The sequence below is a fragment of the Bacillus pseudomycoides DSM 12442 genome (assembly GCF_000161455.1).
In the GTDB taxonomy this organism is placed as follows: Bacteria; Bacillota; Bacilli; order Bacillales; family Bacillaceae_G; genus Bacillus_A; species Bacillus_A pseudomycoides.
The window spans coordinates 2,377,553-2,403,102 of record NZ_CM000745.1; the positions used below are offsets into that span (position 1 = coordinate 2,377,553).

General features: G+C 32.4%; 24 protein-coding genes and 3 pseudogenes. 7 read left to right on the plus strand and 20 right to left on the minus strand.

Features of this window, described 5'->3' with window-relative positions; genetic code table 11:
- A partial coding sequence (locus BPMYX0001_RS11825) for a serine hydrolase (protein WP_081449586.1) occupies positions 1–672 on the minus strand: 672 nt, incomplete at its 3' end.
- A gap of 236 nt (positions 673–908) precedes the next feature.
- Entirely contained in the window at positions 909–1,265 is a 357-nt protein-coding gene (locus tag BPMYX0001_RS11830) for an FtsB family cell division protein (protein ID WP_006095071.1), read from the minus strand.
- A gap of 283 nt (positions 1,266–1,548) precedes the next feature.
- On the opposite strand from BPMYX0001_RS11830, the gene BPMYX0001_RS11835 reads away from it, so the two are divergent.
- Positions 1,549–2,475, plus strand: a complete 927-nt coding sequence (locus BPMYX0001_RS11835; protein WP_006095072.1) for an aldo/keto reductase — start codon at positions 1,549–1,551, stop codon at positions 2,473–2,475.
- Between the two features lie 76 nt (positions 2,476–2,551).
- Here BPMYX0001_RS11835 and BPMYX0001_RS33990 read toward each other — a convergent pair.
- The 7 genes and pseudogenes from BPMYX0001_RS33990 to BPMYX0001_RS11870 form a co-directional block, all read right to left on the minus strand.
- Positions 2,552–2,707, minus strand: a pseudogene (locus BPMYX0001_RS33990) (DJ-1/PfpI family protein); the annotation flags it as partial.
- 502 nt (positions 2,708–3,209) lie between these two features.
- Positions 3,210–3,440, minus strand: coding sequence for a hypothetical protein (locus tag BPMYX0001_RS11845; RefSeq protein ID WP_003198034.1), 231 nt, complete (start codon positions 3,438–3,440; stop codon positions 3,210–3,212).
- A 248-nt stretch (positions 3,441–3,688) separates the two neighbouring features.
- Positions 3,689–5,485, minus strand: coding sequence for a Xaa-Pro dipeptidyl-peptidase (locus BPMYX0001_RS11850; RefSeq protein ID WP_033798922.1), 1,797 nt, complete (start codon positions 5,483–5,485; stop codon positions 3,689–3,691).
- A gap of 104 nt (positions 5,486–5,589) precedes the next feature.
- Positions 5,590–6,084, minus strand: coding sequence for a transglycosylase SLT domain-containing protein (locus tag BPMYX0001_RS11855; protein ID WP_033798923.1), 495 nt, complete (start codon positions 6,082–6,084; stop codon positions 5,590–5,592).
- Between the two features lie 292 nt (positions 6,085–6,376).
- Complete coding sequence (locus BPMYX0001_RS11860) at positions 6,377–6,805, minus strand: cell wall hydrolase (RefSeq protein WP_006095076.1); 429 nt, start codon at positions 6,803–6,805, stop codon at positions 6,377–6,379.
- A gap of 118 nt (positions 6,806–6,923) precedes the next feature.
- Positions 6,924–8,321: a sensor histidine kinase gene (locus tag BPMYX0001_RS11865; RefSeq protein ID WP_033798924.1), complete on the minus strand. Its 1,398-nt coding sequence runs from the start codon at positions 8,319–8,321 to the stop codon at positions 6,924–6,926.
- Positions 8,314–8,961: a response regulator transcription factor gene (locus BPMYX0001_RS11870; protein WP_006095078.1), complete on the minus strand. Its 648-nt coding sequence runs from the start codon at positions 8,959–8,961 to the stop codon at positions 8,314–8,316. The genes BPMYX0001_RS11865 and BPMYX0001_RS11870 overlap by 8 nt, the downstream gene beginning before the upstream one ends.
- A gap of 174 nt (positions 8,962–9,135) precedes the next feature.
- Between BPMYX0001_RS11870 and BPMYX0001_RS11875 the strand changes: the two genes are divergently transcribed.
- Positions 9,136–9,555: a hypothetical protein gene (locus tag BPMYX0001_RS11875; protein ID WP_006095079.1), complete on the plus strand. Its 420-nt coding sequence runs from the start codon at positions 9,136–9,138 to the stop codon at positions 9,553–9,555.
- 51 nt (positions 9,556–9,606) lie between these two features.
- Here BPMYX0001_RS11875 and BPMYX0001_RS30740 read toward each other — a convergent pair.
- The 3 genes and pseudogenes from BPMYX0001_RS30740 to BPMYX0001_RS11885 form a co-directional block, all read right to left on the minus strand.
- Positions 9,607–9,876, minus strand: a pseudogene (locus BPMYX0001_RS30740) (GNAT family N-acetyltransferase); the annotation flags it as partial.
- A 317-nt stretch (positions 9,877–10,193) separates the two neighbouring features.
- Positions 10,194–10,799 (minus strand): hypothetical protein, encoded by a 606-nt coding sequence (locus tag BPMYX0001_RS11880; RefSeq protein ID WP_006095080.1) that lies wholly within the window; start codon positions 10,797–10,799, stop codon positions 10,194–10,196.
- 277 nt (positions 10,800–11,076) lie between these two features.
- Positions 11,077–11,598 carry a DinB family protein gene (locus BPMYX0001_RS11885; RefSeq protein ID WP_033798926.1) on the minus strand — a complete coding sequence of 174 codons (522 nt, stop codon included), beginning with the start codon at positions 11,596–11,598 and terminating at the stop codon, positions 11,077–11,079.
- 490 nt (positions 11,599–12,088) lie between these two features.
- On the opposite strand from BPMYX0001_RS11885, the gene BPMYX0001_RS11890 reads away from it, so the two are divergent.
- Positions 12,089–13,012 (plus strand): ABC transporter ATP-binding protein, encoded by a 924-nt coding sequence (locus BPMYX0001_RS11890; protein ID WP_033798927.1) that lies wholly within the window; start codon positions 12,089–12,091, stop codon positions 13,010–13,012.
- Entirely contained in the window at positions 13,000–13,731 is a 732-nt protein-coding gene (locus BPMYX0001_RS11895; protein ID WP_033798928.1) for an ABC transporter permease, read from the plus strand. Before BPMYX0001_RS11890 ends, BPMYX0001_RS11895 begins: the two co-directional genes overlap by 13 nt.
- A gap of 386 nt (positions 13,732–14,117) precedes the next feature.
- Here the strand turns inward: BPMYX0001_RS11895 and BPMYX0001_RS11900 are convergent, their stop codons facing one another.
- The 3 genes and pseudogenes from BPMYX0001_RS11900 to BPMYX0001_RS11910 form a co-directional block, all read right to left on the minus strand.
- Positions 14,118–14,870, minus strand: a complete 753-nt coding sequence (locus BPMYX0001_RS11900) for a WecB/TagA/CpsF family glycosyltransferase (protein ID WP_006095084.1) — start codon at positions 14,868–14,870, stop codon at positions 14,118–14,120.
- 44 nt (positions 14,871–14,914) lie between these two features.
- Positions 14,915–16,555 carry a M3 family metallopeptidase gene (locus tag BPMYX0001_RS11905; protein ID WP_006095085.1) on the minus strand — a complete coding sequence of 547 codons (1,641 nt, stop codon included), beginning with the start codon at positions 16,553–16,555 and terminating at the stop codon, positions 14,915–14,917.
- 144 nt (positions 16,556–16,699) lie between these two features.
- Positions 16,700–17,575: pseudogene (locus tag BPMYX0001_RS11910) on the minus strand (APC family permease); the annotation flags it as partial.
- 403 nt (positions 17,576–17,978) lie between these two features.
- On the opposite strand from BPMYX0001_RS11910, the gene BPMYX0001_RS11915 reads away from it, so the two are divergent.
- Positions 17,979–18,878, plus strand: a complete 900-nt coding sequence (locus tag BPMYX0001_RS11915; RefSeq protein ID WP_029426842.1) for a LysR substrate-binding domain-containing protein — start codon at positions 17,979–17,981, stop codon at positions 18,876–18,878.
- Positions 18,879–19,000: 122 nt separating this feature from the next.
- Here BPMYX0001_RS11915 and BPMYX0001_RS11920 read toward each other — a convergent pair whose 3' ends face one another.
- The 3 genes from BPMYX0001_RS11920 to BPMYX0001_RS11930 form a co-directional block, all read right to left on the minus strand.
- Positions 19,001–19,990 (minus strand): aldo/keto reductase family protein, encoded by a 990-nt coding sequence (locus BPMYX0001_RS11920; protein ID WP_033798929.1) that lies wholly within the window; start codon positions 19,988–19,990, stop codon positions 19,001–19,003.
- A 475-nt stretch (positions 19,991–20,465) separates the two neighbouring features.
- On the minus strand, positions 20,466–21,314 hold the full coding sequence (locus BPMYX0001_RS11925; RefSeq protein ID WP_003198008.1) for an endonuclease I family protein: 849 nt from the start codon (positions 21,312–21,314) through the stop codon (positions 20,466–20,468).
- Positions 21,315–21,426: 112 nt separating this feature from the next.
- Positions 21,427–22,848 carry a zinc dependent phospholipase C family protein gene (locus BPMYX0001_RS11930; RefSeq protein WP_006095089.1) on the minus strand — a complete coding sequence of 474 codons (1,422 nt, stop codon included), beginning with the start codon at positions 22,846–22,848 and terminating at the stop codon, positions 21,427–21,429.
- A 212-nt stretch (positions 22,849–23,060) separates the two neighbouring features.
- Here BPMYX0001_RS11930 and BPMYX0001_RS34000 point away from each other — a divergent pair, with 212 nt between their 5' ends.
- Complete coding sequence (locus BPMYX0001_RS34000) at positions 23,061–23,264, plus strand: hypothetical protein (RefSeq protein ID WP_018765695.1); 204 nt, start codon at positions 23,061–23,063, stop codon at positions 23,262–23,264.
- A 151-nt stretch (positions 23,265–23,415) separates the two neighbouring features.
- Here the strand turns inward: BPMYX0001_RS34000 and BPMYX0001_RS11940 are convergent, their stop codons facing one another.
- Entirely contained in the window at positions 23,416–24,276 is an 861-nt protein-coding gene (locus tag BPMYX0001_RS11940) for a DegV family protein (RefSeq protein WP_006095090.1), read from the minus strand.
- A 263-nt stretch (positions 24,277–24,539) separates the two neighbouring features.
- Here BPMYX0001_RS11940 and BPMYX0001_RS11945 point away from each other — a divergent pair, with 263 nt between their 5' ends.
- Positions 24,540–24,971, plus strand: coding sequence for a GNAT family N-acetyltransferase (locus BPMYX0001_RS11945; protein WP_003198003.1), 432 nt, complete (start codon positions 24,540–24,542; stop codon positions 24,969–24,971).
- Positions 24,972–25,081: 110 nt separating this feature from the next.
- Here the strand turns inward: BPMYX0001_RS11945 and BPMYX0001_RS11950 are convergent, their stop codons facing one another.
- On the minus strand, positions 25,082–25,480 hold the full coding sequence (locus BPMYX0001_RS11950) for a YxeA family protein (protein ID WP_018765696.1): 399 nt from the start codon (positions 25,478–25,480) through the stop codon (positions 25,082–25,084).
- Positions 25,481–25,550 lie beyond the last annotated feature (70 nt).

Genomic DNA, 25,550 nt, shown 5'->3' on the forward strand with positions numbered 1-25,550 from the left:
CTTAAAACAAGCTACATATACCGTTTTGTTATTTATGTTTAGTCGTGCAGCATCATGTGTAACAGTTTGCAGTTCTCCTGTTTTGTTTGCTATGGAAAGTCCTTCAATCCCCTCTAAATTCCCACATAATTTATGAGTTAATTGTTGTTTTTCAAGTGGGTAATAAAATTGTTCATCGTTATCATAATGCTTTAGAAGAGATATAATATCTTCAGCTGTTGTGAAATTATCCTTTCCCGTTTCTTTAGGTGTTTGCATCATATATCGTTGTAGTTTCGTTCCATTTAGCTGCAGTGAATCAATATGTTTTTGAATATCATTTATTTTCAACTTATTTATAAGCCAATTTGTCGCAGTGTTATCAGAAACTGTAATCATCAACGTAATGAGATCTTGTATCGTTACATTTGGTGTATGTAATGCAGCAACAATGCCACTTCCTCCAGTCTTTTCGAGGGATGAAATAGGAATTAATTCATATGGATTTAAGGTTCCATCCTTCATGTTTTCTATAGCACATGAAAGAATAGGTAACTTAATAAGGCTAGCTGATGGATGCACCAATTGTTCATTGTACCGATACATAATTTCCCCTTGTATCATGATACTTACGTCTCCGTTTATACTTTCAATCCGTTTCTCTAATTCATATATAAAGTCTGCTTTTTTCATATTACCCTCTCCTTTTTTGAGAATTATACCATCTATACAGATTCTCAGTTATGACATATCTTTTTATAAAGTGAGACTTTAACCACTGGAGTTTTTCTTTTTCCTCCAAGCTCATTTCTTTTGATAAGAAAGTATTACTGCCTACAAAGAACGAATAAAAATATTTAGTATAAAAAAACAGTTAGCTAATTTGCTAACTGTTTTTTAACAGATGTTTCCTTTTCATTACTGCATATCTACTTAGGTAGTACAAATATAGTTTCATTCGGCTTAGAGAATTGATACTCTTTCCTCGCAAACTTTAAAATTTCTTCTTCATTATCTGTCAAATTTTCAACTTTACTCTTTAAATAACGCGAATCTTTTTCTAAAGAAAGTAATTGCTTTTGCTGATTTTTAATCGCATCTCGCTTTTCTACAATCATTTCTTGTTGCTTAGTAAGGATATATTGAATATAAAAAGTGGCCGAAAGAATAAAAATAAAAACTAAAACAAATCGCCGTACTTTTCTCTTATTTATAACTCGGTATTCATTAGACTGTGTTTGATATTGTGGTGTATTAGGAACATTTACTTTCTTGAGTTTCCTCATTTTTTAAATCCCCCTAACCCATTTTATTTCACTACCACAGGCATACTTTCTTACTAACCTAAATTCTCTTCTCGTAAAATAAGCTCCTCCATAAAAAAATCTCATAAATTAACCAATTAGAGATAGCTTTCGACGACATCTCTATATTTCAGATGAAAATTTTATTTTTTGTGCTATATATTAGTGTTTTATGTTTTTAAGCTAAGCAAAAAGATCTCACAAACACATTCGCTTTTTCAGTGAATAATTTATTAGGGATTCCTTTTATTAAGGAGGTAAACAAATGAAATACCGCGCATTAGGAAAAACCAGTTTAACCGTTTCTGAAATTGGATTTGGCGCTTGGGCAATTGGTGGCGATGAATGGGGTCCTGTAAATGACAAACATTCTATCTCTGCAATGAAAAAAGCAATTGAATGCGGAGTAAATTTTATTGATACCGCTGATGTATATGGTTTAGGTCATAGTGAAAAATTAGTGGCACAAGCAATCAAAGAACATCGTAATGATATCATCCTTTCCACAAAGGGAGGTTTAATTGGTCATCACTATGATCCTGATGGGGAACCTGTCTACGATACAGCAGCAAAAGTAATTGCAGTATTTGAAACTAGCTTACTTCGCCTGCAAACAGATTACATTGATGTTTATTTTTGTCATATTTGGTGGGATAAAAAAGAGGAAACCGAAGCGTTCCTTCGCGCATTTGAAATTTTAAAAAGAGATGGAAAAGTAAGAGCAGTTGGTGTTTCTACGCATGATTTACAATATATTAAAAATTTTAATAAAGACGGGCAGATTGATGTTATACAAATTGACTACAGCATACTTAACCGAGAACCTGAAAATGATATTTTACCTTACTTACAAGAGAAAAACTTAGGAGCTGTCATTCGTGGACCATTAAAAATGGGAATATTAACAGGAAAATTTACTGATCAAACAACATTCCCTGATGGTGATTTACGACAAGATTGGCCAAAAGAAACATGGTTTCAAGATGATTTACGAAAGGTTGAACAATTGAGATCCCTTTCAAACCCTAAACAAACTTTGGGGCAGTTGGCCCTTCGTTATGTACTCTCGCATCCTGCTGTATCTGTTGCTATTCCCGGAGCAAAAACAGCTAATCAAGCAGCCGAAAATGCCGCTGCTTCTGTACAACCACTTCTATTAGAAGAAGAATTAACATATATACGAAAGCTTTAAACAAAAAAAGATCAGTAACAATTCATTGTTACTGATCTTTTTTATCCCACTACATAAATAAGACTTTCATATTCAACTAATTGCACAACTCAATATCATACTCCATTCTTTTTGCTATTGCTTCTGCAATTTCTACCCCTAATAAATTTTTCACTACATGAAATGACATATTAATTCCGGACGAAATTCCTCCAGAAGTAATACTATGTCCTTCATCAACAAACTTTACATTTGTTCTCCATCCATTACAGCATTTGTAATTGCTACAATTGGATTCATCTTTATCCCCCTCTTTCATAGAATTATTTCATTTTTTAACTATGAAATAATTCTATGAAACATGAAGAATTCCTTTTCAACCTGTTATAGTTTACATAATAATATTATTAATGTTAAACCTCATTTTCATTACTTTGTTACCAAATAAAAAAATAATTCATTTTTAGAATGAACTGTTTTGGGTTTAATCAAAAATATATTTTTGTATCTTTCTATAAAATAAACCACCACATATATATAGAAATAAAAAACTCCGTACTGTAGTGACTTTATTACATTTTATTTTTTATTTCGAATATCTTTTTGAAAATGCGAAAATGATTAATTAGTTTTAATATAAAAACAATCATTAGTAGGTACCTACTAATGATTGTTTTTTCAAATAAAATACGAAAATGTTTTTTGTATTTTATTTGAAAAATGATTTTTATATTCTTTTATAGATACAATAACTTTTACATTAGCCTATAGCAATTTTGCCTTCTTCCCTTCCCCGTCTCTTTTAATACATATGATTTTACTACGAGTTCAGTTAATGAATCCGTTAATGTTTTATATGATAAATTAGATAGTGCTAGCAGATCATTTGTATATAGAATTCTATGTTTTTCTAATAGTAATAATACTAATCGTTCAGATGGCTTTAATGTTTCGTCACTTTCTAGTATAAAATCTACATCTTTCATAGGATATTACATTCTCCTTATTTTAAAAATTACTATTCCCCATTATTAATACGAAAATATTATATAATAAATCTATTGTTATTTCAAAATAACATAATACTTATACTAAGAATGTAGGGTATCCTTCTAGTTAGAAATACTCTCTTCGCTTCTTTCATTCCCTTTCTAACATCCTTTCGGCAATTTGATGTTAGAATCCATCCCCTTTTTTCAGCACAAAAAAAGCCTCCACATTCGGAGGCTTCCTTCTATTTTACAATTGGCAGTGTTAATTCACTTAATTTTACTGTAAGTTTCGTCCCTGCTTTTGGACGAATCGTATAGTCATAGTCACTTGCAATTAATACGACTCCGATTTGATGGCCGGCTTGGAATACATAATCATCCGGCTGCATGTCCCATGTAAATGTGTAATCTTTTCCTGGTATAATTGGTGTTGACTCTTCTTTTCCATTCAAGTTTTGTGGATCCATCCATCCTCTCGTCACAATTTCTGGTTTCTCACCACCATAATCAACAAGTAATGCGGTTAAATTTGAAACTGGACGATCAATACTCCCCTTAAATGAAATTTTTGGTGTACCACTCATTCTCATTTCTTTTTCGAGCTTAGGCATTACATATACTAACCGATTTGGTGATTCTAATTCTGGATTTGTTAGTAATTGATTCGATTTAATTTTTGCATCATCTAACAGTGAAGACACTTGTTGTACCGCACCCATTCGAAGCGGTAAATCTACTGCTTTATTACTTAAAAGCATACGTATTTTAGACGGAGCTGCTGCAGGGTCTGGCCAATTTTTTAATTTTTGCCACGTTTTATTTTCTCGCTGTACATCTACCATCGGTTCATTCATAATTCCATTTTCAATTCCGTATAACCAATAATCAAACCATTTATTTTGTGTTTGCTGCCAGTTATTACTAGATGTTCCCCCATGCCCTCCTTGATGTAACCACATTTTACGTGGCACATTATTTTCTCCTAAAGCTTCCCACCATTGTGAAAACTGTTTTGTTTTTACATTCCAATCGTTTAAACCATGTACAACAAATACACTTGCCTTTATATTTTTTGCATCCTTCACGTAGTTACGCTTGTCCCAAAAATCATTATAATCTCCTGTTTTTCGGTCCTGCCCATCAGTAAGCTCTTTAATGATTTTTTGACAAACTTCAGGATTTTTTCTCGTTAATACTGCTTCGGCCATATTATCTGTATCTTCACCTTGATAACCACCTGGTGCAACAACTGCCCCATTTGCACGGTAATAATCATACCAACTGCTAATCGCGGCAATAGGAATAATTGTTTTTAACCCTTCAACTCCTGTTGTTGCAACAGCGTTCGGCAATGTGCCATTATATGAAGCACCTGTCATCCCGACATTTCCTGTAGACCAATCCGCCTGTATTTCCTCACCATATTCTGTGAATGCTTTTGCTCTTCCATTTACCCAATCAATAACAGATTTTGTACCGATAATTTCTTGTTCGTCACCAGTTGTTGGACATCCATCTGATTTCCCAGTACCAATGCTTTCTCCTAAAATAACAGCATATCCACGAGGAACATAGTAGTTTCCATATGAGCCGAGGTTAGCTGGCCCTGCATAAGGTTTGCCTCCGGTAGGATGTAATTCTTCATCTACATTATAAACTGGTACATCCTTTATCCCTGAACGATAAGGACTCATTTCATAAATAACAGGAACTTTCACACCCGGTTCTGTTTTCGGTCGCATTACCTTTATTGATACACGATCCTTTTTCCCATCTCGGTCACTATCAATCTCAGTTTCTACAAATAAATTTTCTACAATCGCCTCATCAATTGAATAAATAGGCTTCGTCATTCCATTTTCCAACTCAATCTTTGTCGATTGAGCTAACGTTTCTGGCACTTTGCCATTTAGCGGTAAAGTAAATTTCTTTGAATTCTCTTCTTTCTGCTCTGCATGTACCGTAATACTAGATATGCCAGATGTAAGTGTTAGAGAAAACATTGCTGAAAGCGCAATTACAAACTGTTTTTTCCTCAAATTCCTTCCCCCTTTATATTCTTCTACCACTTCTTTCACTATACAACAAAATAACAGAAAATTCAGTTTATAAAGAGGTGAAAACTTGATAAATTTGTAATATTTTAACCTTTCTTGTATAGCTTATAAGATTTCTCTAACCCAACATTATATTTCGTATTATTATTTGTCCAATCTTCTCCTAAATTTCCAGGCCATCCCGATGTATTAGCAACATATTTTAAAAGAGCTAATTCTGTTAATCCTTTGTTTACTCCACGTTTATAGGAACTCACCATATATGAGATTGCTATTGTTGCATTCGTTTTTGCATCTTTTAAGTTCTCTTCTGATAATTGTGCAGGTGCTAATCCGCCCCGATGTAATTGAAATAGCCCAAAAGATGTCCCTTTATCTCCAACAGCTTTTCGATTAAATTTTGTTTCATGATCAGCAATTGCAAGTGGAATCCAGTCTGGTATACCGTACTGCTTCGAGATTTCAGTAATTACTAATTTATTATTTTCAATTTCTTTTTGTTTTTCATACTTCATATAAGCTGCATAACATAAAAGCGTCAACGTGCAAATTACTACTATATATTTTAATAATTGTTTCATAGATTCATATCTCCTATATCGTTTATGCTCAATCCTTGTATACCTATACTATAAAATGTTCATGTGACATCTATTTGACAGAATACAATTTTAAAAAATAAAAAGAGCTTACGAAGGTTATCTGAACTGTACCCCGAATCGTGGGCACTCAAAAAGATGGTTCCGGTACAATACCGGAACCATCTTTTAAGTGCTTAATTTCTAAAGGTCTTTTTATTAAACTGTCCACTTTATAAGGTACAGTTCATTTTTGGATTGGTTTTTCTGTAATCACAGACTTTTTTATCAGTGTTTAAAATGTGTTATAAACTTGTTCACAGGTTTCGGCTGTTGGTTGAAAAAAACAGTGTTTTTTATAGCGTCCTACAAAAGGCTGATTATACCATTGTTGAGGACAATCGCCTGGTGGCCTAAAATACCACAAACTAAATTTTCCAGGCCAGTACCTCTCTCCATTGATAACTCGACGAGCTAAACGTTTTTCACTTTCTCTTGCTCTTTGATAGAAATATCCATGCGTAACAGCTTCAAATGCATGTTCTTGGAAAATCATTTGTCTAATGGTACGAAGGTTCTTAAAGTCAGAACAATTTGCTCTTAGTCGGTTAATTCCTACATTTCCGACGAGTAACATACCCTGAGTTCCTTCTCCTTCGGCTTCTGCTCTGAGTAATCTTGCTAAAAGTGCAATATCTGCATCTGTAGCGTTAACAACTCCCATGACTCCACCCCCATTATATTTTTCTCTTTATAGTATTGTTTATTGGTCAGGATAATGACTTGTTTAATATAGGTTGTTTTCTAAATTAATTTATATTGGACATGGTATCCTCTTCAAATTATCGTATGTTTAACTTTCGTAAGCTCTTTTCCATATACATATAAAATTGTATTTCCTCTTTTATAATGGAGACACCATACTCAAAACCATGTCGTTCTAAAATACTCTTTACAATGGCTAATCCTAATCCAGTTCCTGATATTTCTTTATTACGTGAAGCTTCTAATACATAAAATGGTTCCCAAATTTTTTCGATATCTGTACTTACTTCAGGAGCAATTCCATTTTGGATACTAAAATATACATAATCTTTTCTCTCTTCCAATACAATCTTGATATTTTGATTTGTTGTATATTTGATTGCATTTGAAATTAAATTATTACATACCATTTTCATTTTATCCAAATCTACATAAACACTAGCATCTCTCGCACGACAATCTATTTGTAAATGTATACCTTTTGCGTGGAACTCAATTTCATGTTTATCAATTATACTTTTAATAAGGGGTTCTATCTGCACTTCTTCTTTTTGTAACAAGTCTCTTTCTAATTTTGAAAAACGTAATAACTCTTCTATTAAATTTGAAATTTGATCAGTTTGTTTAATAATTGTATCTAAATATGTCCCATCATCGAGACCGTCTTTAATCCCCATAGAATATGCTTTGACTAAAGCGATGGGGGTCTTTAATTCATGAGTAATGTCCCCCATAAACCGTTTTAAATGTTCATTTCTATTCGTTAAATCTTGATGAGCTTCATATAATTTATCACTCATAACATTAATACTATTGGCTAAATCGCCAATTTCATCGTTTGTTTTCACTTTTGCTTTCTTAAATTCTAGATTGGAAATATCTTCTGCAACATCGCTTAATTCTTTCAACGGTGTTGTAATCGTTTTTGATAATATCCAAACAAGTACAATGACAAGAAATATTGAAAAACCAAAAATATATATATTAAATGTATTAAGTGTCTCGATTAGTTCATTCGAGTGTGCAATAGATACTCCTACTAAGATTAACATTTCATTTTTCGAAATAAATTTCGCAAAAAAGCTCGCTTTTAGCTTCTCTTGATCATATAATTTATTTGCTTGTCCAGAAGTTTTTACTTTCATTACGTCTTCTTTTGTAATCCAAAACTTGTTCAATGTTACTCTTTTTTTTATAAGCCCAGAGCGTAACGATTCATTAATTTCATCCTCTGTATTTTTTATAGGAGTATACACAATTGTTACGTTATTCTCATTCTCAATTTGATTTATAGTAGCTGTTAAGTGTTCAACAGACGAAGACTGGATTTGATCTGTAATGATATTTAACTTTTCTCGTGTTTTGTATATATTATATTTCGGTAAAAAATAGTTCATTAACAATAATGAAATAGTAAATATAAGAACGATTGTTAACGATATACTAACAAAAAGTTTTTTACCAAGCTTATTCACGTTCATCCTCCAAACTGTAACCTAAACCACGGTGCGTTTTAATAATATCTTCCCCTATTTTTTTTCGCAATCGTCTAACATGTGTATCCACTGTTCGCTCATCTCCAAAATAATCAAATCCCCATACAATATCTAGTAACTTTTCACGTGTTAATATTGTACCTTTATGATTTAAAAAACATTTAATTAATTCTAACTCTGTTTTTGTAATTTCTAATTCTTTATCACTTTTATATACTTTATTCTTTATCAAATCTATTTTTAGATTTTGAACTTGTATGACTTCATCTTGATTCAGTAGTTTTTTAGCTCTTGTAAGTAAAATCCCCGGATGAAATGGCTTTTTCACATATTCATCCGCCCCGCTTTGTAAGGCCACAAGTTCATCTTCATTTTCACTTTTAGCAGTAAGCATCAATACTTTCACACTCGAGTTCTTTTTTATTTCCTGGCATACAGTGATTCCATTCCTTTTTGGCATCATCCAGTCTAAAATTGCTAAATCAATTTTCACTTCATAAAATATTTCAAGTGCTTCTTCTCCATCCTTTGCTAAAAGAACTTGGAACCCTTCTTTCTCAAAATAAGCTTTTAAAATTTTAAGCATATCCTGCTCATCATCTGCGATTAATACTCTCACTCGTACCTTCCTCCATTAAATATCTATATGCGCCTTATAAATTGTAATCATTTTCATAACAAAGTAAAATGAATTTCCTATTTTACTTTGTTATGATACAACTTTTTTGTTACACGAATGTGACAAAAAATATTTATAGGGTTTGAGGGTATAGTAAATATGAGGTGTTGTTCCATGTTTAAAAAAATAGGATTCGTTTTTCTGTTTTCGTTTTTATTATCAGCAAATGTTTTCGCAGAAACAAATAAACAAATTGAAGTATTTGATTGTCAAAAGGAAATGGTCGTGCAAAAGCAATCTCTAGACACAGAAATTCAAAAAGAGGCGATACAATATGCAAAATCAATTACCGGAGCATTTAAAAATCTAAATGTTGTCCCTAAAACTGGACATATAGTGAAAATCCCTTTATCTAAACCTGTAGTCATCACAAATCAATGGATACATACAACGATAGATGAAGTTCTTGTACTCCTTCCGCTTAACGAAAAGCCATATATCATGATTTATGATGATGAAAATAATCCACACTTTTATTATGTACAAGGTCATCCTGAAAATTTATTAAAGCATTTGAAAGTTACATCATCATAATCACTAATAGAAAGAGAAAGATTCCATAAAACATCGTCTATGGAATCTTTTTTATAATTTTACATAATGGGTTGATCCTTTATATTCTTCACTTTTCAGAAATCCATTTGAAGTGTAAAATGGACTAGCTCGTTCTGTGTCTGTATATAGAACGACAATTTGAAAATGTTCTCTTGCATCAGATAGTATCCTCTTTAATAATAAGTTTCCTAGCCCTTTCCTTCGATATGCTTTGGAAATATAAAACCTTCTTAACCGTCCAATCGTTTCAGTTTTCGTATATGGATATTGATTTAATCCACCAATTCCAATTAGGGGTTCAGCCGAGATACGTGTAAAAACGGGTCATAATCTGTATTATATTTCCATTATTAGTTTTTCAGCTAAAAATATCTACCTCACGATTAACAAAAAGCCGATTACCTATGAAGTGCACCCCGATTGTTAGACTGCGTCTAACAATCGGGGTGCACTTCACTATACGCTAAGGAATCGACTCTTTTATGTTCTTGCTTTGCTATATAATTATTTACAATATAACCATTTAAAAATAGGTGCAATTAACACCTATTTTGTATTTATTTTAGCAATTAAATTAGCACCCAAATTGGTGAGCTTTTGATAATATCCGTTTATCACTAATTTGTCCTAACGGTTTCTTGGAGTTTTTCCATTACCCTTGATAAAGCTAAAATTGAATTTGCTGTTTCAAATTCCCCAACATTTAAAGAATGGTTTGCATTTTTGACAACATCAATCTTTAAATTCGTTTTACTTAATTGGTCAATTTGATTTGAATTGTATTGGTGATCTTTGTCCCCTATAACTAAAAACCCTTCCTGATGACTATTCAAGATTGAGTCTAAAATCGCATCAAACGTCATTAGAGGGGTAAGTAATATCATTTTTGACTGTAAGTATTCCTCTCTCTTCATTAAGTCATTCGCAATTAGGATTGTTCCGAGTGATTTTCCTAAAAACATCGAATTGTTGTATTGCCCATTTTTTAACACTTCAAAAATTACAGGATTAATATCCTCCATCATTATTTTAGTTATTTCTTCTATATTATTTTTCATTATCTGTTCATCATAGGAGTAATGGATATGTACAACATCGATTTTGTTTTGGAGCATTACCATCGTCGAATAATAAAACAAGGGTTTATCGTAATTGTAACCTGAACCTGAAAACATAAAGCAAATCGTTTTGGAACCTTTCTCTATATGTGTATAACGAATCACTTTGTCGTTTATGTGTATCTCCTTTTTATTCCCTTTTACCGTTTTCCCCTCCGAAACTTTTATAATATTATTACCCGTTCAGAATTTATAATTTCACTTTTATTTCATCATAAATATGAAAAGAATTCTGCCCTCACCTTATACAGAATGAATATTCACACTACTATTCTTCAAGGTTAAACTAATTTCAGTTTAAAATAGTCAATTCCTTTAGTTATCATTCAACTCTTCTAGTGACTTTCTCAAGTAAAGCATCCTTTAGCTGAATAAGATTTATTTATTTATTATTTCCCATCAATCGCTTAATTGTTCTTATTTGTCCACGATGATTAATTTCGTCTTCCATAACATGAAACCACAAGTAGTAATTATTATAAGGCACACCATTACCCCACTTGTCTTCCTCGAACAACCAGCTATCTTGTTTCGACTTCAGATATGTTAGTGTATTTTCTCTAACTTGTGATAATTCATTCAAATAATAATCTAAAGATTGTTTTTTTATTACTTCTCTTGCTTTGTCTCCAAGTTCTAAAGAAATTCGCCACTTTAGATATTCATTTTCAGTTAAATCTCTTTTTTCAAATGAGATAACTTGATGAACAAACTCTATCGCCGCAATATGTGATAAAAGAGAACCAATAGTGTTTGAACTACCGTTTGATAAGAAATCTAAATCACTTTGGCTTAAATTGGAGATTTCACTCAATGTAACATCTCTTGTATGTTCAAGCATCGTTACAAGTTCCCCAATCTTATTTGAATAGTTTTCTCTTGAAATTATTCTATAATCTATCATATATCTCCCTCCAATTAATGCTAAGCATAAGTTTACCAATAAAATAAAAAAAACAAAGTCTGAAAATTTGTAAAAAATAATGATATAATTTAATTGAATATATAGAAAAAGGCAACCTGTTTTTATCAGTGTTGCCTTTTTCTTTTTTCTAATTACACTATATACTCTCCAATTCAATATCGCATGATCATGGAGCTTAATTAAAAAGGGAAAGCCGTTAGGATTTATTTGGTATGCTTTTAAATAATTTTAGGTTGATGAGCACGTGGCGCTATCCTTAGCAAGAGATTGTTGCACAGCCATTTTTGAGATACATCTTTTTCATTCCAAAAGGTACAGCTTTTGGTACGGTATAGGGGTACAGCTGAGATATGTTAATTAAATGACTACAAAAGTGACGATTTTTTACATTTTTGAAAATTATGGTATGTTTTGTTTTCATTTGGTAAGTTATTAGTAGTAAATTACAAATGCAACAGGGAGGAATACTATGAAATATGTACTAGAAACATCTAACTTAATAAAAATTTATGACTCAAAAACCGTAGTCGATTCCATATCATTGCAAATAAAAAAAGGTGAAGTTTATGGTTTATTAGGTGAGAATGGTGCTGGAAAAACAACAACAATTAGGATGATTATGGGTCTATTAAAACCAACAAGTGGGGACATATATATATTTGGAAATAAGCTAGATATTAATAATCGTTCCTTTTTTGGGAATATCGGATCTATTATAGAATATCCAGGTTTTTATGGGAATTTAAGTGCAAATGATAATTTGAAAATTAGTAGTAATTACATGGGAGTTAAAGATTCTAAGGCCATCGACCGTGTTTTAAATATAGTTAATTTGCAAAACGTCCAGCATCAAAAAGTAAAGAATTTCTCTTTAGGAATGAAACAGCGATTAGGGATTGCTCGTTCATTGTTACATAATCCAGATGTATTATTATTAGATGAACCAACAAATGGCTTAGATCCAACTGGAATTAAAGAAATACGAGAACTACTCACTGAATTAGCTAGAGAACATCAAAAAACAATTTTAGTATCTAGTCATATACTTAGTGAAGTACAACAATTAGCAAATAAAATTGGAATTATACACAAGGGGAAACTCTTAGAAGAAAGTTCTATGGATAAATTAGAGGATAAATTCGAAAAATATGTAAGGATTAAAGTTAACAATATTAATAAGTGTGTTGAGATTTTAAAAGAAAACATAAAAGATTTAGATTATCAATTTTCTAATACAGATATTTTGATAAATCATTTTGAAGGAAATACTGCAGAATTAAATAAATTATTAAATTATGCAGGAGTCGATGTTTATGAAATTGTAACCGTAAAACAAACATTAGAGGATTATTTCATGCAAATAACAGGAGGGATTAATCGATGCAATCTATAATAAAATCTGAACTTATTAAATTCAAAGGTTCTAAATTAATATATATTACTACCGTGTTGCAATTGATTCCTATAGTACTTGTATTTTTTATTTACGCCTTTAATCCTAAATATTCTATTACTGAAACAGGTTGGGGCGAATACTATAAGACAATTTATATGTTTTTTAACATTATGACAGGTACTGCTATTTTTTATATTTTTGGAGGATATATATTTTCTAGAGAATATCAAGAAGGAACAAATATTATTTTATTTACAAGTCCTATTCCTAAATTAAAATTTTATTGTGGTAAATTGCTAATTGTATTTAGCTTTATTGTTTTTACAATGGTTATACTGCTCTTTCTTCCTTTCTGTCTAGGTACGTTAATTACTGACCTTCCTTTTACATATGGTTTATTTATTCAACAGCTTAAAATAGTTTCATTAATGGCAATTATGCATTTTTGTTTAATACCTATAGCATCTTTTTTTGCAATTAAGTGGAAAAACTTTCTTTCAGTAGTCTTGTTGATGTGTATAGTTTTATTTTTGAATTTAATTTTAGTTAATGTACCTGGAAACGTATTGTATCCCTGGATAGTACCACTAATATTCAGTCCTCATGACGGAATCGGAAGAACTTTTATTAATTATCCTATTGGTGTTTGTAGTATTTCCTTTATTTTCGTAGTAGGTTTAATATTATCAATTTATGAATATAAAAAAGTCAATTGAATTCTTTAAATGGTTTCTGTGAAATTAGTGTGAGAGTCCTAAATTAATAGGACTCTTTTTTTTTCGAGGTAGAAGGATGGAACCGTCAAGAAGAATTGGTTTAGCAGTCACAAACGCTTTGGGGATTATGTAATTGATTTACAAAAAATCTCTCACCCAATAGAAGAAACAATCCCTCTATAAGCTCAATAGGTCATAGTTGGAAATAAAAGTAAGACTACGACCTATTTTCACACGTATCTCGGCTGTACCCCAATTAGAGCATCGCCTTGAAAAACACCATATAAGCCTTCCCCTACCTTACTAAATGTGTTCGTTTTGCTTTTGTATTCATTTACTAATTTCAGAAGAAAATGAAATCCTTCTTCTTTACTTTCTTTTAACAGTTACTGCACGCTTTTTCTGACTCTCTCAGCCATAACCGATACTAAAAATTTCGGAAGTATTAACTGTCGTTTTATTCTTTTAGGCTGTGTTACTAACCTATATAACCATTCTGTACCAGTATCCCTCATTAGTTTCGGAGCCCGTTTTACCGTGCCGGATAAAATATCAATCATACCTCCAATACCAATAGATAAAGGTACGTTTAATTCTTGAAGATTTTCATAGATGAATACCTCTTGCTTAGGAGATCCTAACCCTACCAATAGTAAGTGTGGTTCAAATTTTTGAATTCGAAGTTTGATTTCTTCTATTTGCTCATTTTTGACAAAGCCATGTTGTCCTTCAAAAGTAACATGTGGAAAACGTATGTTTAAATTCTCTAACGCTTTCTCATTATTTTCTGGTGCAGCACCAAAAAGAAATACCCGGTATCCCTCTTGATTACAATACTCTATTAAATCATGAGTTAAATCTGCACCGGTAACACGCTCTTTCAATGTTCCTTTTAAAATTTTTGAACCGAGTATCACGCCTATTCCATCTGCTGTTATTAAGTCCGCTGATAACAAAATCTTTTTAAAACGTACAGATTCAGCTGAAGTTTCTTTAGCAGACATTACAATTTCGGGATTTGCCGTAACAATAAACTTTGGTTTATTTTCCTTTTCAGATAACCAATTTTTTAATAAATCTATTACTCTCTTATACTCTAAGCTACAAAATGGTATGCCTTTTATGTACTGTTGTTCCATTTCTTACATACACTTCCCCTATGTGTTCTCTTATAATAAATGACTTAAACTTCCTCTTGTACAAACTGTAAATACTCATCAATATCCTTATTTATTTGAAGTAATGCTTTCTCCCAAAACTCATTATCAGCAAGGTCGATGTGAAAGTATTGTTTCACCAACTCTTCGACTGGGCGTTTTCCAGTCTCACACAAGAATTTTTTGTATTTAGAATGAAACTCACTACCATCTTGTTTTGCAATTTCTAATAATCCTAAACTTAGTAGATAACCAAATGTATATGGATAATTGTAAAAAGGAACACTCGCTGTATAAAATTGACCATATTTCATCCAAACAAAAGGTTGATATTCTGTTAAAGAATTTCCATAAGCTGCTTTTTGTGAAAGTATAGATAATCTCTCTAATTCATCCGCACTTAAATGTCCCTTTTGACTTTCTTCATAAAATGTTTGCTCAAATTGAAATGAAGCTCGAATGGCCATTACATAATTAAAGCTATTTCTGATTTTCCAGCTAAGCAATGATTTTCTCAGTTCTTCACTTTCTGCTATTTTAACTAAGTAATCTACAAGTACCATCTCAAAGAAAATAGATGCTGATTCTGCCATACACATTGGAAGGTAGTCATCTAAAAAAGCAGTAGACTGCTCATTGCTCATTACATAAAAATGCCATGCATGCCCTAATTCATGAGCTAATATTCTTACACTATCAATTGTTTCATCATACCGTAATGAAATTCGAGATTCTCCTTCACTTAAAAAAGGAGCGCAAAATCCACTAGGTGGCTTATTATCTCTTGGCTCAGCATCAACCCAACCATTCATAATAGCGTGCTGTGCAAATTGAGCTAGTTCTTCATCGATATCCTTTAAGGCCTCATATATATTTTCTACTGCTATTGAAAACGGAATTTGAACCTGATTATTTTCTTCCAATGTCATCAAATCATGCCAAGTAAACGTCTCCTTACTTCTTTTATGAAACGCTATAACACTCGATAACTTTTCAAGATTCCCTTCAATAGCATTCCACATTTCCAATAATGCATTTTTAGAAATACCGTTTGCTTGAAGCGATTGTGACAATACCTCCTTTTCTTGTAACAGGTTACTTTTTAGGTTACGCAATCTACCTATTTGATTAAGTACGCTAGCAAATACTGTTTTCTCCTTTTCCAATGCCTCTGTAAGAGAAGAAAATACCGCTAATCTTTCATGATGAGTTTCACCATTCATCGCAAGATAATTTGCTTTTCCAAATGATAATATCTCGTTATTATGATGTACTTCTAATCTATTTCGTAATTGTATGTACATGTCTTCCCAAGCTTTTAATTCATTTTCTATAAAGTTGATATTTTGATTTTCGAAGAAGTTACTTTTTTCATGATTCGATTCTTGTAGTAATAAACGAACCTCTGTTTTCAACTTATTTATTTTTGTATGAGGTAAAGCAGCTGTAAATTCATCTGCGTGTTCAGCAGAAAGACAATAAAAGTAATACTCTGCCTTTTCAATTCTTTGTATAATTCTTGAGAGGATTGCTGGGTCGCTATTTTCTTTATATGTTCCTATTAATTGTTCGATTATCTCTATTTCTGTAGAAAACGTAGGATCTTTTGTTTCAGGATATAACCTTTCCAAATCCCATCGCGTTGGATGATTGATCATTTGATTCATTTTATAGCCTCCTGTTTTTACAGATAGTTACAATAATGCATTCATTAGCTAATTATATATGAATCACTTAAATTTCAACATCTTGAAATATTCCGACTTTTGTGCAGGTATTTTAAATAGTATTACTTTCACTCCTTTCCTATTCTATTTCTTCTTATTTATATAGCGTGTATTTACTACCTTTTCTTTTTGATATATATACACCAAACACATCAATACAACTACAATCGGAATGGCAATTACATCACCAATAAACGGATATACCATTACGCAACATGTGAATGCTGTTACAGAAAAAATCTTTCCTAGTCTATTCTTGATTAGCTTTATTCCCGCTGCAGTACCTACAATATATGTAACAATTCCTAATGAATTAGGGATTAGCACTAATTGATCTACGCGAATATGAAAAAAGAAGCTTATTAAAAGCACTGTTATTGCGATGAAACCTACTATCATTAAAGCATTCGTTGGTGTATTGCTTTTGTTATTCAAATACCCCAGATATTCAGGTGCAAATTCTTCTTTTCCTAGAGAATAACCCAGCCGACTCATACTTGCTATACATGCATTTGTTGTACCTAAACAAATTATAAAAGCTACCAATCCAACTAACCATACAAATTGGTCACCTAATGTATTTTTTATAACGATTACAAGAGCAGTACTATTATCAGACTTTATAGAATATGCTCCTGTCCCAATTACTGAAATAGCAATTCCTATATAAATAAGGCCAATAATAATAATCGCAGCACCTGTTGAAAAAATGATATTTCTTTTTCTCGGAGATTTGAATTCAGGCGCTAAACTTGAAATTGCTTCCCATCCAAAAAAAGACCAAAATATTAATAATGTAGCATGTAAAATAGGGTGTATTTCATTTAATGAAATGTTTATATTTATGTTTTCCATTTCAATATAAGGCAATGAACAAACAATTGTTATGAGTAAGATAAGAAAAGTTAATACACCTATACATACTTGAAATACTCCACTCATTTTTAACCCGAAGAAATTTGAACAAATAAGATGATTTTTCATTGGATATTTATGTTAATATCACTATAAAGATTGTGAAGAAATGTACTTAAACTAACGATGCAGGTTAGTTGCAGAAGGAGAAAGACTTTTAATCTACCTTTTTTCTTTCATCCCCTATTCAGAAAATTTCGATTCAAAAGTGGGATATTATGTTAAAGTGGGTTTGTGTAATTACTTAACTAACTGACAGGTTATTTGAAGAGAGGTATTTTTCCCCTTATCTATGGAACTGGTCGATAAACTCTAAAACATCTCCTCTCTCTAATACCAAAGAGCTGTAAAACATAAAAAGCATGGCTACGAAAATACTAGGCACCTAAATGAGTTTGATAATAAAAGAGAAGTTCTTATTAGATTTTAGTAGAAGGGATGGATGAAAATGGATATTAGGAAAATGCGATATTTCATAATGGTGGCAGAAGAATTGAATTTTAGTCGTGCAGCAGAACGTCTTAGGATGGCACAACCTCCTCTAAGCCAAGAAATTCGTAAATTAGAAGAAGAATTGGGAGTTCAACTTTTTCATCGAACAAAAAGAATGGTTGAACTTACGGATGCTGGGAAGATATTTTTAGAAGGATCTCAACAAACACTGTTTCAATTAGAAAGAGCCATAAAAGAAACACAACTTGCAGCTGAAGGAAAAATAGGGAACTTAATAATCGGTTTTGTCGATTCCACAGAAATCGTTATAGAAGTTCTTAATAAATTTCGAGAACGCTTTCCTAAAATCCATCTTATATTGCGTGAAATGACAACGGAGCAGCAACTAAAAGCACTCTATGAGAAACAAATTCATATTGGATTTATTCGTTCTAAACAGAACAACGGGATACTATCTTCTGAAGTTTGTTCTGAAGAATCTTTAAGATTGGTTTTACATCAAGATCACCCTTTCACCTCATTGCCCGAAATTCCACTCCAATTGTTAATTGATGAACCATTTATTTTGTTTCCTCGTCATTTTGGTCCGAATTTTTATGATTTAATTATTAACTATTTTGGGGATCATGGTGTAAGTTTAAATGTTGTTCAAGAAGCTGTTCAAATGCAAACTATTGTTAATTTAGTTGCAACAGGAATGGGAGTTTCTGTCGTTCCATCGTCGGTGGAAAGTTATAAACGTCCTGGGGTTATCTATAAAAAAATCCAAGAGACTACACCAAAAGTAAATCTATATGTTGGATGGAGACAGGATGAAAAATCTGCAGTAGTAGATCATTTCTTAACAGTTGTTAGAGAGGTGTATTCGATTTTACAACTTGATCACCAAGAATAAAAGCCCACCCTGATGGGATGGGTAGTAAAATATTACAAAGGAAGAATGCTAATTTAACTTAAGTTTTAAAGTAAGACTACAAAGATTTTGTATATATTTCTGATTAAGTCACGTGCAAAAACTTAACCTGTTTTACTCGGATCGTACTCAACGAAACCTTCTAGTACTTTGTCAATCTGATTCATTATTTCAGGTTTCAGTTTGACATCAGAAGCGAACACATTCTCTCTTACCTGTTCCGGTCTCGAGGCACCGATAATTGCTGAGGAAACATTCTGGTTTTGTAGTACCCAAGCTACTGCGAGTTGAGCGAGGGTAAGATCAATCTCTTGTGCGATGGGTTTGAGCTTCTGGATAGCAGTGAGCACATTGTCATTCATCCAACGTTGTGCAAGATTATAAAAAAATGGTTTGCCAGCAGGAGAATTAGCACGTGATTGAGTTGGTACTGGTTTTTTGGGGTGATATTTTCCAGTGAGAACACCTTGTGCGAGAGGCGACCATACTACTTGCCCAAGTCCCTCACGTTGACAGGTTGGTATCACATCGGTTTCGATAACTCTCCACAACATTGAATACTGGGGTTGGCTAGCGATGAGCGGAATATTCAATTCCCGTGAAAGTGTTGCACCACGGGTGATTTGTTCTGCTGTCCATTCACTTACACCGATATAAAGCACTTTACCTTGTCTTACAAGATCTGCGAAAGCTAACATCGTTTCTTCAAGAGGAGTAGTTGGGTCAAATCTGTGTGCATAATAGACATCAATATAGTCGGTCTGTAACCGACGCAGCGATGCATTACAATTTTCTAGAATATGTTTTCGTGATAAACCTTTATCGTTTTGCCCATTCCCAGTCGGATGGCACACCTTTGTACATAGTTCAATGCTCTCCCGTCGTATACCTTGTAAAGACCGGCCGAGTACTTCTTCAGCTTTAGTGTCTGAATAAACATCAGCAGTATCGACTGTTGTTATACCGACATCTAGTGCTGCTTTAACACACTCTTTTGCAGTATCCTCATCTACTTTACCCCCATGATTTATCCAGTTTCCGTATGCAATCTTGCTTATTGTTAATCCGCTATTGCCAAGTTTACTAAACTCCATTCTAGTTCCTCCTTTTAAAAGTGCTATCTTCATTATAAAGACCACATTTTAATACGGATAATATATTATTAATAATGAATTAATATAAAATTTATATAAGAATGCAGTGCCCTTCTGTGTAATCAGAAGTTTGCAAGGCTATTGGGTATTACCACATCGCTATCAAGCCAATAATGATGCCTATCTAGGTTTATTTGGCATGCACATTTTTAAGAGTGTACCTCTACTTTAAGAATATCTTATTTCTGATAAACGGAAGTTCATTTTGTTTTTGTTCTTAAGTTGATGGGCATAGAATTTTATAACACCCCTAAAACAAAAAATTGTACATTTTCACCGGGAGATGCCAATTTTCTCGTTTTGGGGTATTTGCTTTTCTTAGGTTGATTGTGATGGGAGTAAACGCCAAAAAAGGAGTGATTCTTATGATCACTCCTTTCTACTTTAAAATTTACCCAGGTATGATTTTACTTATTTATTTCCAAATTTCATTTGCCCATTCAGGATGATCAATAAATGGATTACGATTATGTTGATATTTTGTAAAAATAACTTCATTACGCTTTCGTTCCAAATCATCGACAGGGTCTTGTTCATTCCATTTTAGTAAAACAGATAGTTTCCCCATATATGGATCTTTATTGTTATTCACTTTTTCATTAAGCTCTAAATCTACTTCGCCATTGTCTCCTTCATAACGAACAGCCATGTAAAATAACATTCTAGCAATATCTCCTTTTACACTATCACGAGGTTCCCAAGAATCACTATCGTATTTACATTCTGTTGCTTCTGAATGACTCACACCGCCATTATCAAAATCCAAATTCCCACGTGAACTATTGACAGATACATCCGTAGCTCTTAAATGGTGAAGGTCCGTTCCTGGTCCTGCAGCTGTCCCAAAATCACCGTGAGATTTTGCCCAAACATGCTCTCGGTTCCAATTATCGACCCCTGAACCATTTGTAAATTTCCCTTGCGAACGTCCTGTATATAAGAGAAGAACATTGTTTTTATTATTTGGATCTTCATCAGTATCTCTTAGTGCTTCCCAAACCGCACTGTATGATATCTTTGTATGATTATCAATAATATTATGAAGCTCCTTTTTTAATTCTGAACCCGCTTTTCCCTTTGCGCTATTATAATATGTATCATCATAATTTTTTACAGTAACCTCTTGTGTTAAAATCATCTCTGCTTTCGGAGACGCAGACACTACTTCAGCATATGTAGTATCTGTAAATGATAAGGACGAGGAACCTAAAATAAAGAATGAAGAAATAGCAACCATACTTAGTTTTATTTTTTGAAATGGCATATACACAAATCCCCTTTAAAATTAGATGCTAGTTAATGAACAAAAAACTCATTCTAAATACATGAAGTATTATTAAAATATATAAATTTTTCTTTCTCTCTTCTAGGAAATCCTATTCAGCCTGTATAAATTTCCATGCTTTTGGTTGATCCGTTTTCTTTCCTAACACAATCCAGCTCTTCCCTTTACCATTTTCTTGATAATTTACTGGGTATCCATCTGTATATAGGTAATATTCAGCTGAATTATTCGGATTTGGATACACTTTAAACTGTGCAGTATTTGCTTTTTGTTTCGCAAGATGTACCCAATTTGTCATGTTGGAGTAATTAAGAAATACGTAATTATCATAGTTGGATTGCGTCATTTTCAGCAGTACACTTTCTCCGCGATGGAGGATTCCATTATTCTCTTTATCAAATACAAACTGAACAGGTGTACCGTGAACTTTATTATCATCTACATGATTAGATAATAGTGCGTAATCATTCGCAGCATATACTTCAAAGGTCAAACCTCTATTTAGAAACTCACTTGGTACTACGAAGTATTTTTTATTATCTTGTATTGCTTCTCCTTTAGAATCTTTTACTATCGTATTTTCAATATCTTCAGCAGCAGTATTTCCAACAAATGTGTTAAACCATAAATGAATAAATCCCGCTGTATTTCTTTGAGCTTTTTCTAAACTTCTCTGAACAGCTGGCATAACTTCTTCTTGCCAAAGAGTATTGTTTCCTTTATTATAGTGAGATTTAATCTCGTCATTGGTAATGTTCCCGATTTCCACTTTTGCGAGTTTCGCTGTTTCATGGATCCACTGTTTTGGATCATTAGAATTCACTAAATTATATACGCCCTCACCATCAGATACTTCATACTGTGTCTGAATTGTCGTCACATAATTTTCAAAAGCGCTATGAAACTTTAAAGCACTCATGTCGACGGCTGTAAAATTAGCAGCATGCATTGGCTGAGTAGCATCTGTGAAGTAGTGCGTCGCAACACCTAAATAATAAAAAGCTTGTTTTCGGTCATCCTTCTTAAAGTATTCACCTGCTAATTTAAAATATTTATCTCCTTGCGAGAGAGCTGTTGGTTCTTCTTCTCCTTTATAGTTCTTTCTCGTATCAGGATCGTAGAAGTGAGATTTCCATCCTCCCTTAATTAGCCCATCAATGCCTATCGTACCTGTACCGCCATCGTTAAATTCATCAAGGTAATCGGCATCATAAAGACCTCTTTCAAATAACTCCTTATATTCAGGAGTATTTAAAAATTGTAATTCATTTGCTTGAACCGTCTTATCTTGATTACGACCCATAATTTGAATTGCGTTTCGTGCAATCCATAAATGTGTGCTTTCATTAGGATGGTGCGGATGCTCCGCAGACCATCTTTTCACACGTTTGTGCTCTTGGTTTTCCTGTTTCATTACTTCGTCAATTCCACAAGCATATGTTTCTGTTGGAATTGTCATTGCAATAGAAGATATTGCTGTTACAAAAGCTAGTGTACATAATTTCTTTTTCATACGATTCTCCTAAATTTCAATTTCATCAATAACGTAAACGATTTTACTTTTAAACAAAAATACCCTTCCACATTAAAAATGTAGTTTAATAATAACCTATATATTTCAATTTTTTTATGCAATTATACATATTTAGTTGCTAGCTAAAAAGACTACAGTTTATCGATGATTGAAATCAAAAAATATTTATTAAATAAGAAAGAGGGACGAATATGATTTTGAGAACAAATGACAAAAAGGCGCGAAAAACAGTAAGATATGTTGCAGGATTTGTTATACTTTTAATACTAGTATCCTTTATATATCAATGGAATAACGGTTTAGAGATTGATACGACTGAGAGAGTTTCTTTTATACTAGTTCTCACTAGTTTCCTTTCTACCTTCTTGCCTGTTAGAAAAAAAGCTAGTGAATAATAAAAAAGTTACGTCTGCTACTGTAAATCGTTTGTATTACATATATTCTTTATTGCATTTGATATATTAATTCCTCCTACGATGTTATCCTCATCTATTTCGCACAAAACTATGATTGTAAAAAAAAAGATTGATCAAAAAGATCAATCCTTTACTCTACTTCATTTAAGAAGAACAATGTTAAAACACCTGGTCCTGTATGCGCACCGATTGCTGCTCCAATTGTATTTACAATAAACACATCACAGCCAAATTTTTCAGTAATTAACGCTTTTAATGCATTCGCAGTTTCTAAATCATCACCATGTGTAATGCCAACTGTTTGACCTTTAAGGTCTTTTCCTCGCTCTTCCATTATATCGACAATTCGGCCTAAAACTTTCTTTCTACCTCTAATCTTTTCAAGTGGTACAAGCTTTCCTTCTTCCACATTTAGAATCGGCTTAATATTTAATAAACCACCAATAAATCCAGCTACCTTACTTAAACGACCACCTCTAACAAGATACTGCAAATCAGCAACTGTAAAGATATGCTCCATATGTTTTGTTAGAAAAGCAATTCGTTTCAAAATTTCTTCTTTTGATGCACCTTCTTTAGCCATTTTCGCAGCTTCTAATACAACAAGACCTTGACCAAGTGAAGCGCATTTTGTATCAATAATTTCTAAATCGAAATCTGCATATGTTTCTTGTACTTCTTCTTTAATCACTACTGAAGATTGATATGTACCAGAAAGTTCAGAAGAGAAAGCTACATATATACAAGGTGTACTTTGCTTTGCATATGTAACGAACTTTTCTTGGAATGTTTCTAATGATGGCAGCGATGTCTTAAATACCTCGCCTTCTCTCATCTTTTGTAATAATTGAACCGAATCTAATGTTACTCCATCTAAATACTCTGTTTCTGCCTCATCATATACACGGAGTGGAATCAAATCTATATCATAAGCTTGCAGCAATTCTTTTGGTAAATCAGCAGCACTATCCGTAATGATTTTAACGCTCATTTTTAAACCTCTATTCTATTATAAGTATACTAAAATAAGAACAATTACCTTTAAATTATATACGTAAAACACTTATGAAGAAAGAGAAAGTATTATTAAACTATTCTATATTCTATGCGTGGAATGTGGAGAAATTAACTTCATGATCAAATCAATTTCTCAAACGAGTTATATCTAATTGAACCAAGTACCATTATTTCATTACAAATCATTTTGTTTCCTATACAATAGAAATATCAGAATTTTTCAAGGAGTGTATTTTTATGAAAATAAAATTTGCTTCACCAGAGGATTTAGAATGGATTAACAGTCAGTATAAATCAGTTGGATTTGTGCCAAGTGATTTAAAAAAAGATAAAGTGGCAATTGTGACATACAACGGAGAATATGTTGGACTTGGACGTTTAGTTAAAATTGATCAAAGCACGTTAGAAATGGGCGGTATTTATATACTTCCTAAATTCAGGGGCTATAAATTAGCAGGCGATCTCCTTTCTTTCTTAGTAGACGAAGCAAAGCAATCCAATGTACCTAATATTTATTGCATTCCTTTTGAAGAACTGGCAGCTTTTTATAAAAAATATGGTTTTAAAGAAATTAATACTGATCAAGAGGGTGTTCATCCTACTGTATTAAATAAATACAATTGGTGTTTACGGGAATATGATAAAAATGTTTTGTTGTTTAAATTATAAGCACTTTTAAATTCAAACTTCATTTCATACCATTATTTTCTTCTTCAAACAAAAAGGCAGCATGTACAATTATACATGCTGCCTTTTCATCTATGAACAATCCTTATATATTAGTTTTTATCCATCTGCTTTAGTGCTTTTTTAGGAATTTCATTTTGTTGGACTTCTTCATATGTTGAAATCCCTTTATATCCCTCACTATTTGGTTCATCAAATACATACACACGTAAAAAAGCATTTAGCTTTAAATTTTTATTAGCATCGAACTTAATACTCGTCTTATTTCCATCTTTATCATATGCAATTACGTTATACTCGTAACGCTTCCAAGTAGGATCATCTTTATCTACCTGATATTCTTTTCCGTTCTCCGTAATATGAACATACATTTTATCTTTGCCCAATTTTTGCTTCATTTCAGCTAAATCCCAATCAAAGCTTACAAAAGCAGTCATTAAAAGACCTAATAATACGAGAAAAGCAATCAAAGTTATTAACAGTTTCTTCATGTTTTCAACCTCTTGTTTTAATAGTATGTGACACCTCGTATACTATCAGAAACCTTATGATCTATTTATC

Coding starts and splice junctions, on each gene's coding strand:
- BPMYX0001_RS11900 (WP_006095084.1), bottom strand. CDS start 14,870: ATGGAACAACAGTACATAAAAGGCATACCATTTTGTAGCTTAGAGTAT.
- BPMYX0001_RS11950 (WP_018765696.1), bottom strand. CDS start 25,480: ATGAAGAAACTGTTAATAACTTTGATTGCTTTTCTCGTATTATTAGGT.
- BPMYX0001_RS11845 (WP_003198034.1), bottom strand. CDS start 3,440: ATGAAAGATGTAGATTTTATACTAGAAAGTGACGAAACATTAAAGCCA.
- BPMYX0001_RS11905 (WP_006095085.1), bottom strand. CDS start 16,555: ATGAATCAAATGATCAATCATCCAACGCGATGGGATTTGGAAAGGTTA.
- BPMYX0001_RS11920 (WP_033798929.1), bottom strand. CDS start 19,990: ATGGAGTTTAGTAAACTTGGCAATAGCGGATTAACAATAAGCAAGATT.
- BPMYX0001_RS11860 (WP_006095076.1), bottom strand. CDS start 6,805: ATGGGAGTTGTTAACGCTACAGATGCAGATATTGCACTTTTAGCAAGA.
- BPMYX0001_RS11830 (WP_006095071.1), bottom strand. CDS start 1,265: ATGAGGAAACTCAAGAAAGTAAATGTTCCTAATACACCACAATATCAA.
- BPMYX0001_RS11855 (WP_033798923.1), bottom strand. CDS start 6,084: ATGAAACAATTATTAAAATATATAGTAGTAATTTGCACGTTGACGCTT.
- BPMYX0001_RS11915 (WP_029426842.1), top strand. CDS start 17,979: ATGGATATTAGGAAAATGCGATATTTCATAATGGTGGCAGAAGAATTG.
- BPMYX0001_RS11875 (WP_006095079.1), top strand. CDS start 9,136: ATGTTTAAAAAAATAGGATTCGTTTTTCTGTTTTCGTTTTTATTATCA.
- BPMYX0001_RS11940 (WP_006095090.1), bottom strand. CDS start 24,276: ATGAGCGTTAAAATCATTACGGATAGTGCTGCTGATTTACCAAAAGAA.
- BPMYX0001_RS11885 (WP_033798926.1), bottom strand. CDS start 11,598: ATGATAGATTATAGAATAATTTCAAGAGAAAACTATTCAAATAAGATT.
- BPMYX0001_RS11930 (WP_006095089.1), bottom strand. CDS start 22,848: ATGAAAAAGAAATTATGTACACTAGCTTTTGTAACAGCAATATCTTCT.
- BPMYX0001_RS11835 (WP_006095072.1), top strand. CDS start 1,549: ATGAAATACCGCGCATTAGGAAAAACCAGTTTAACCGTTTCTGAAATT.
- BPMYX0001_RS34000 (WP_018765695.1), top strand. CDS start 23,061: ATGATTTTGAGAACAAATGACAAAAAGGCGCGAAAAACAGTAAGATAT.
- BPMYX0001_RS11925 (WP_003198008.1), bottom strand. CDS start 21,314: ATGCCATTTCAAAAAATAAAACTAAGTATGGTTGCTATTTCTTCATTC.
- BPMYX0001_RS11895 (WP_033798928.1), top strand. CDS start 13,000: ATGCAATCTATAATAAAATCTGAACTTATTAAATTCAAAGGTTCTAAA.
- BPMYX0001_RS11890 (WP_033798927.1), top strand. CDS start 12,089: ATGAAATATGTACTAGAAACATCTAACTTAATAAAAATTTATGACTCA.
- BPMYX0001_RS11945 (WP_003198003.1), top strand. CDS start 24,540: ATGAAAATAAAATTTGCTTCACCAGAGGATTTAGAATGGATTAACAGT.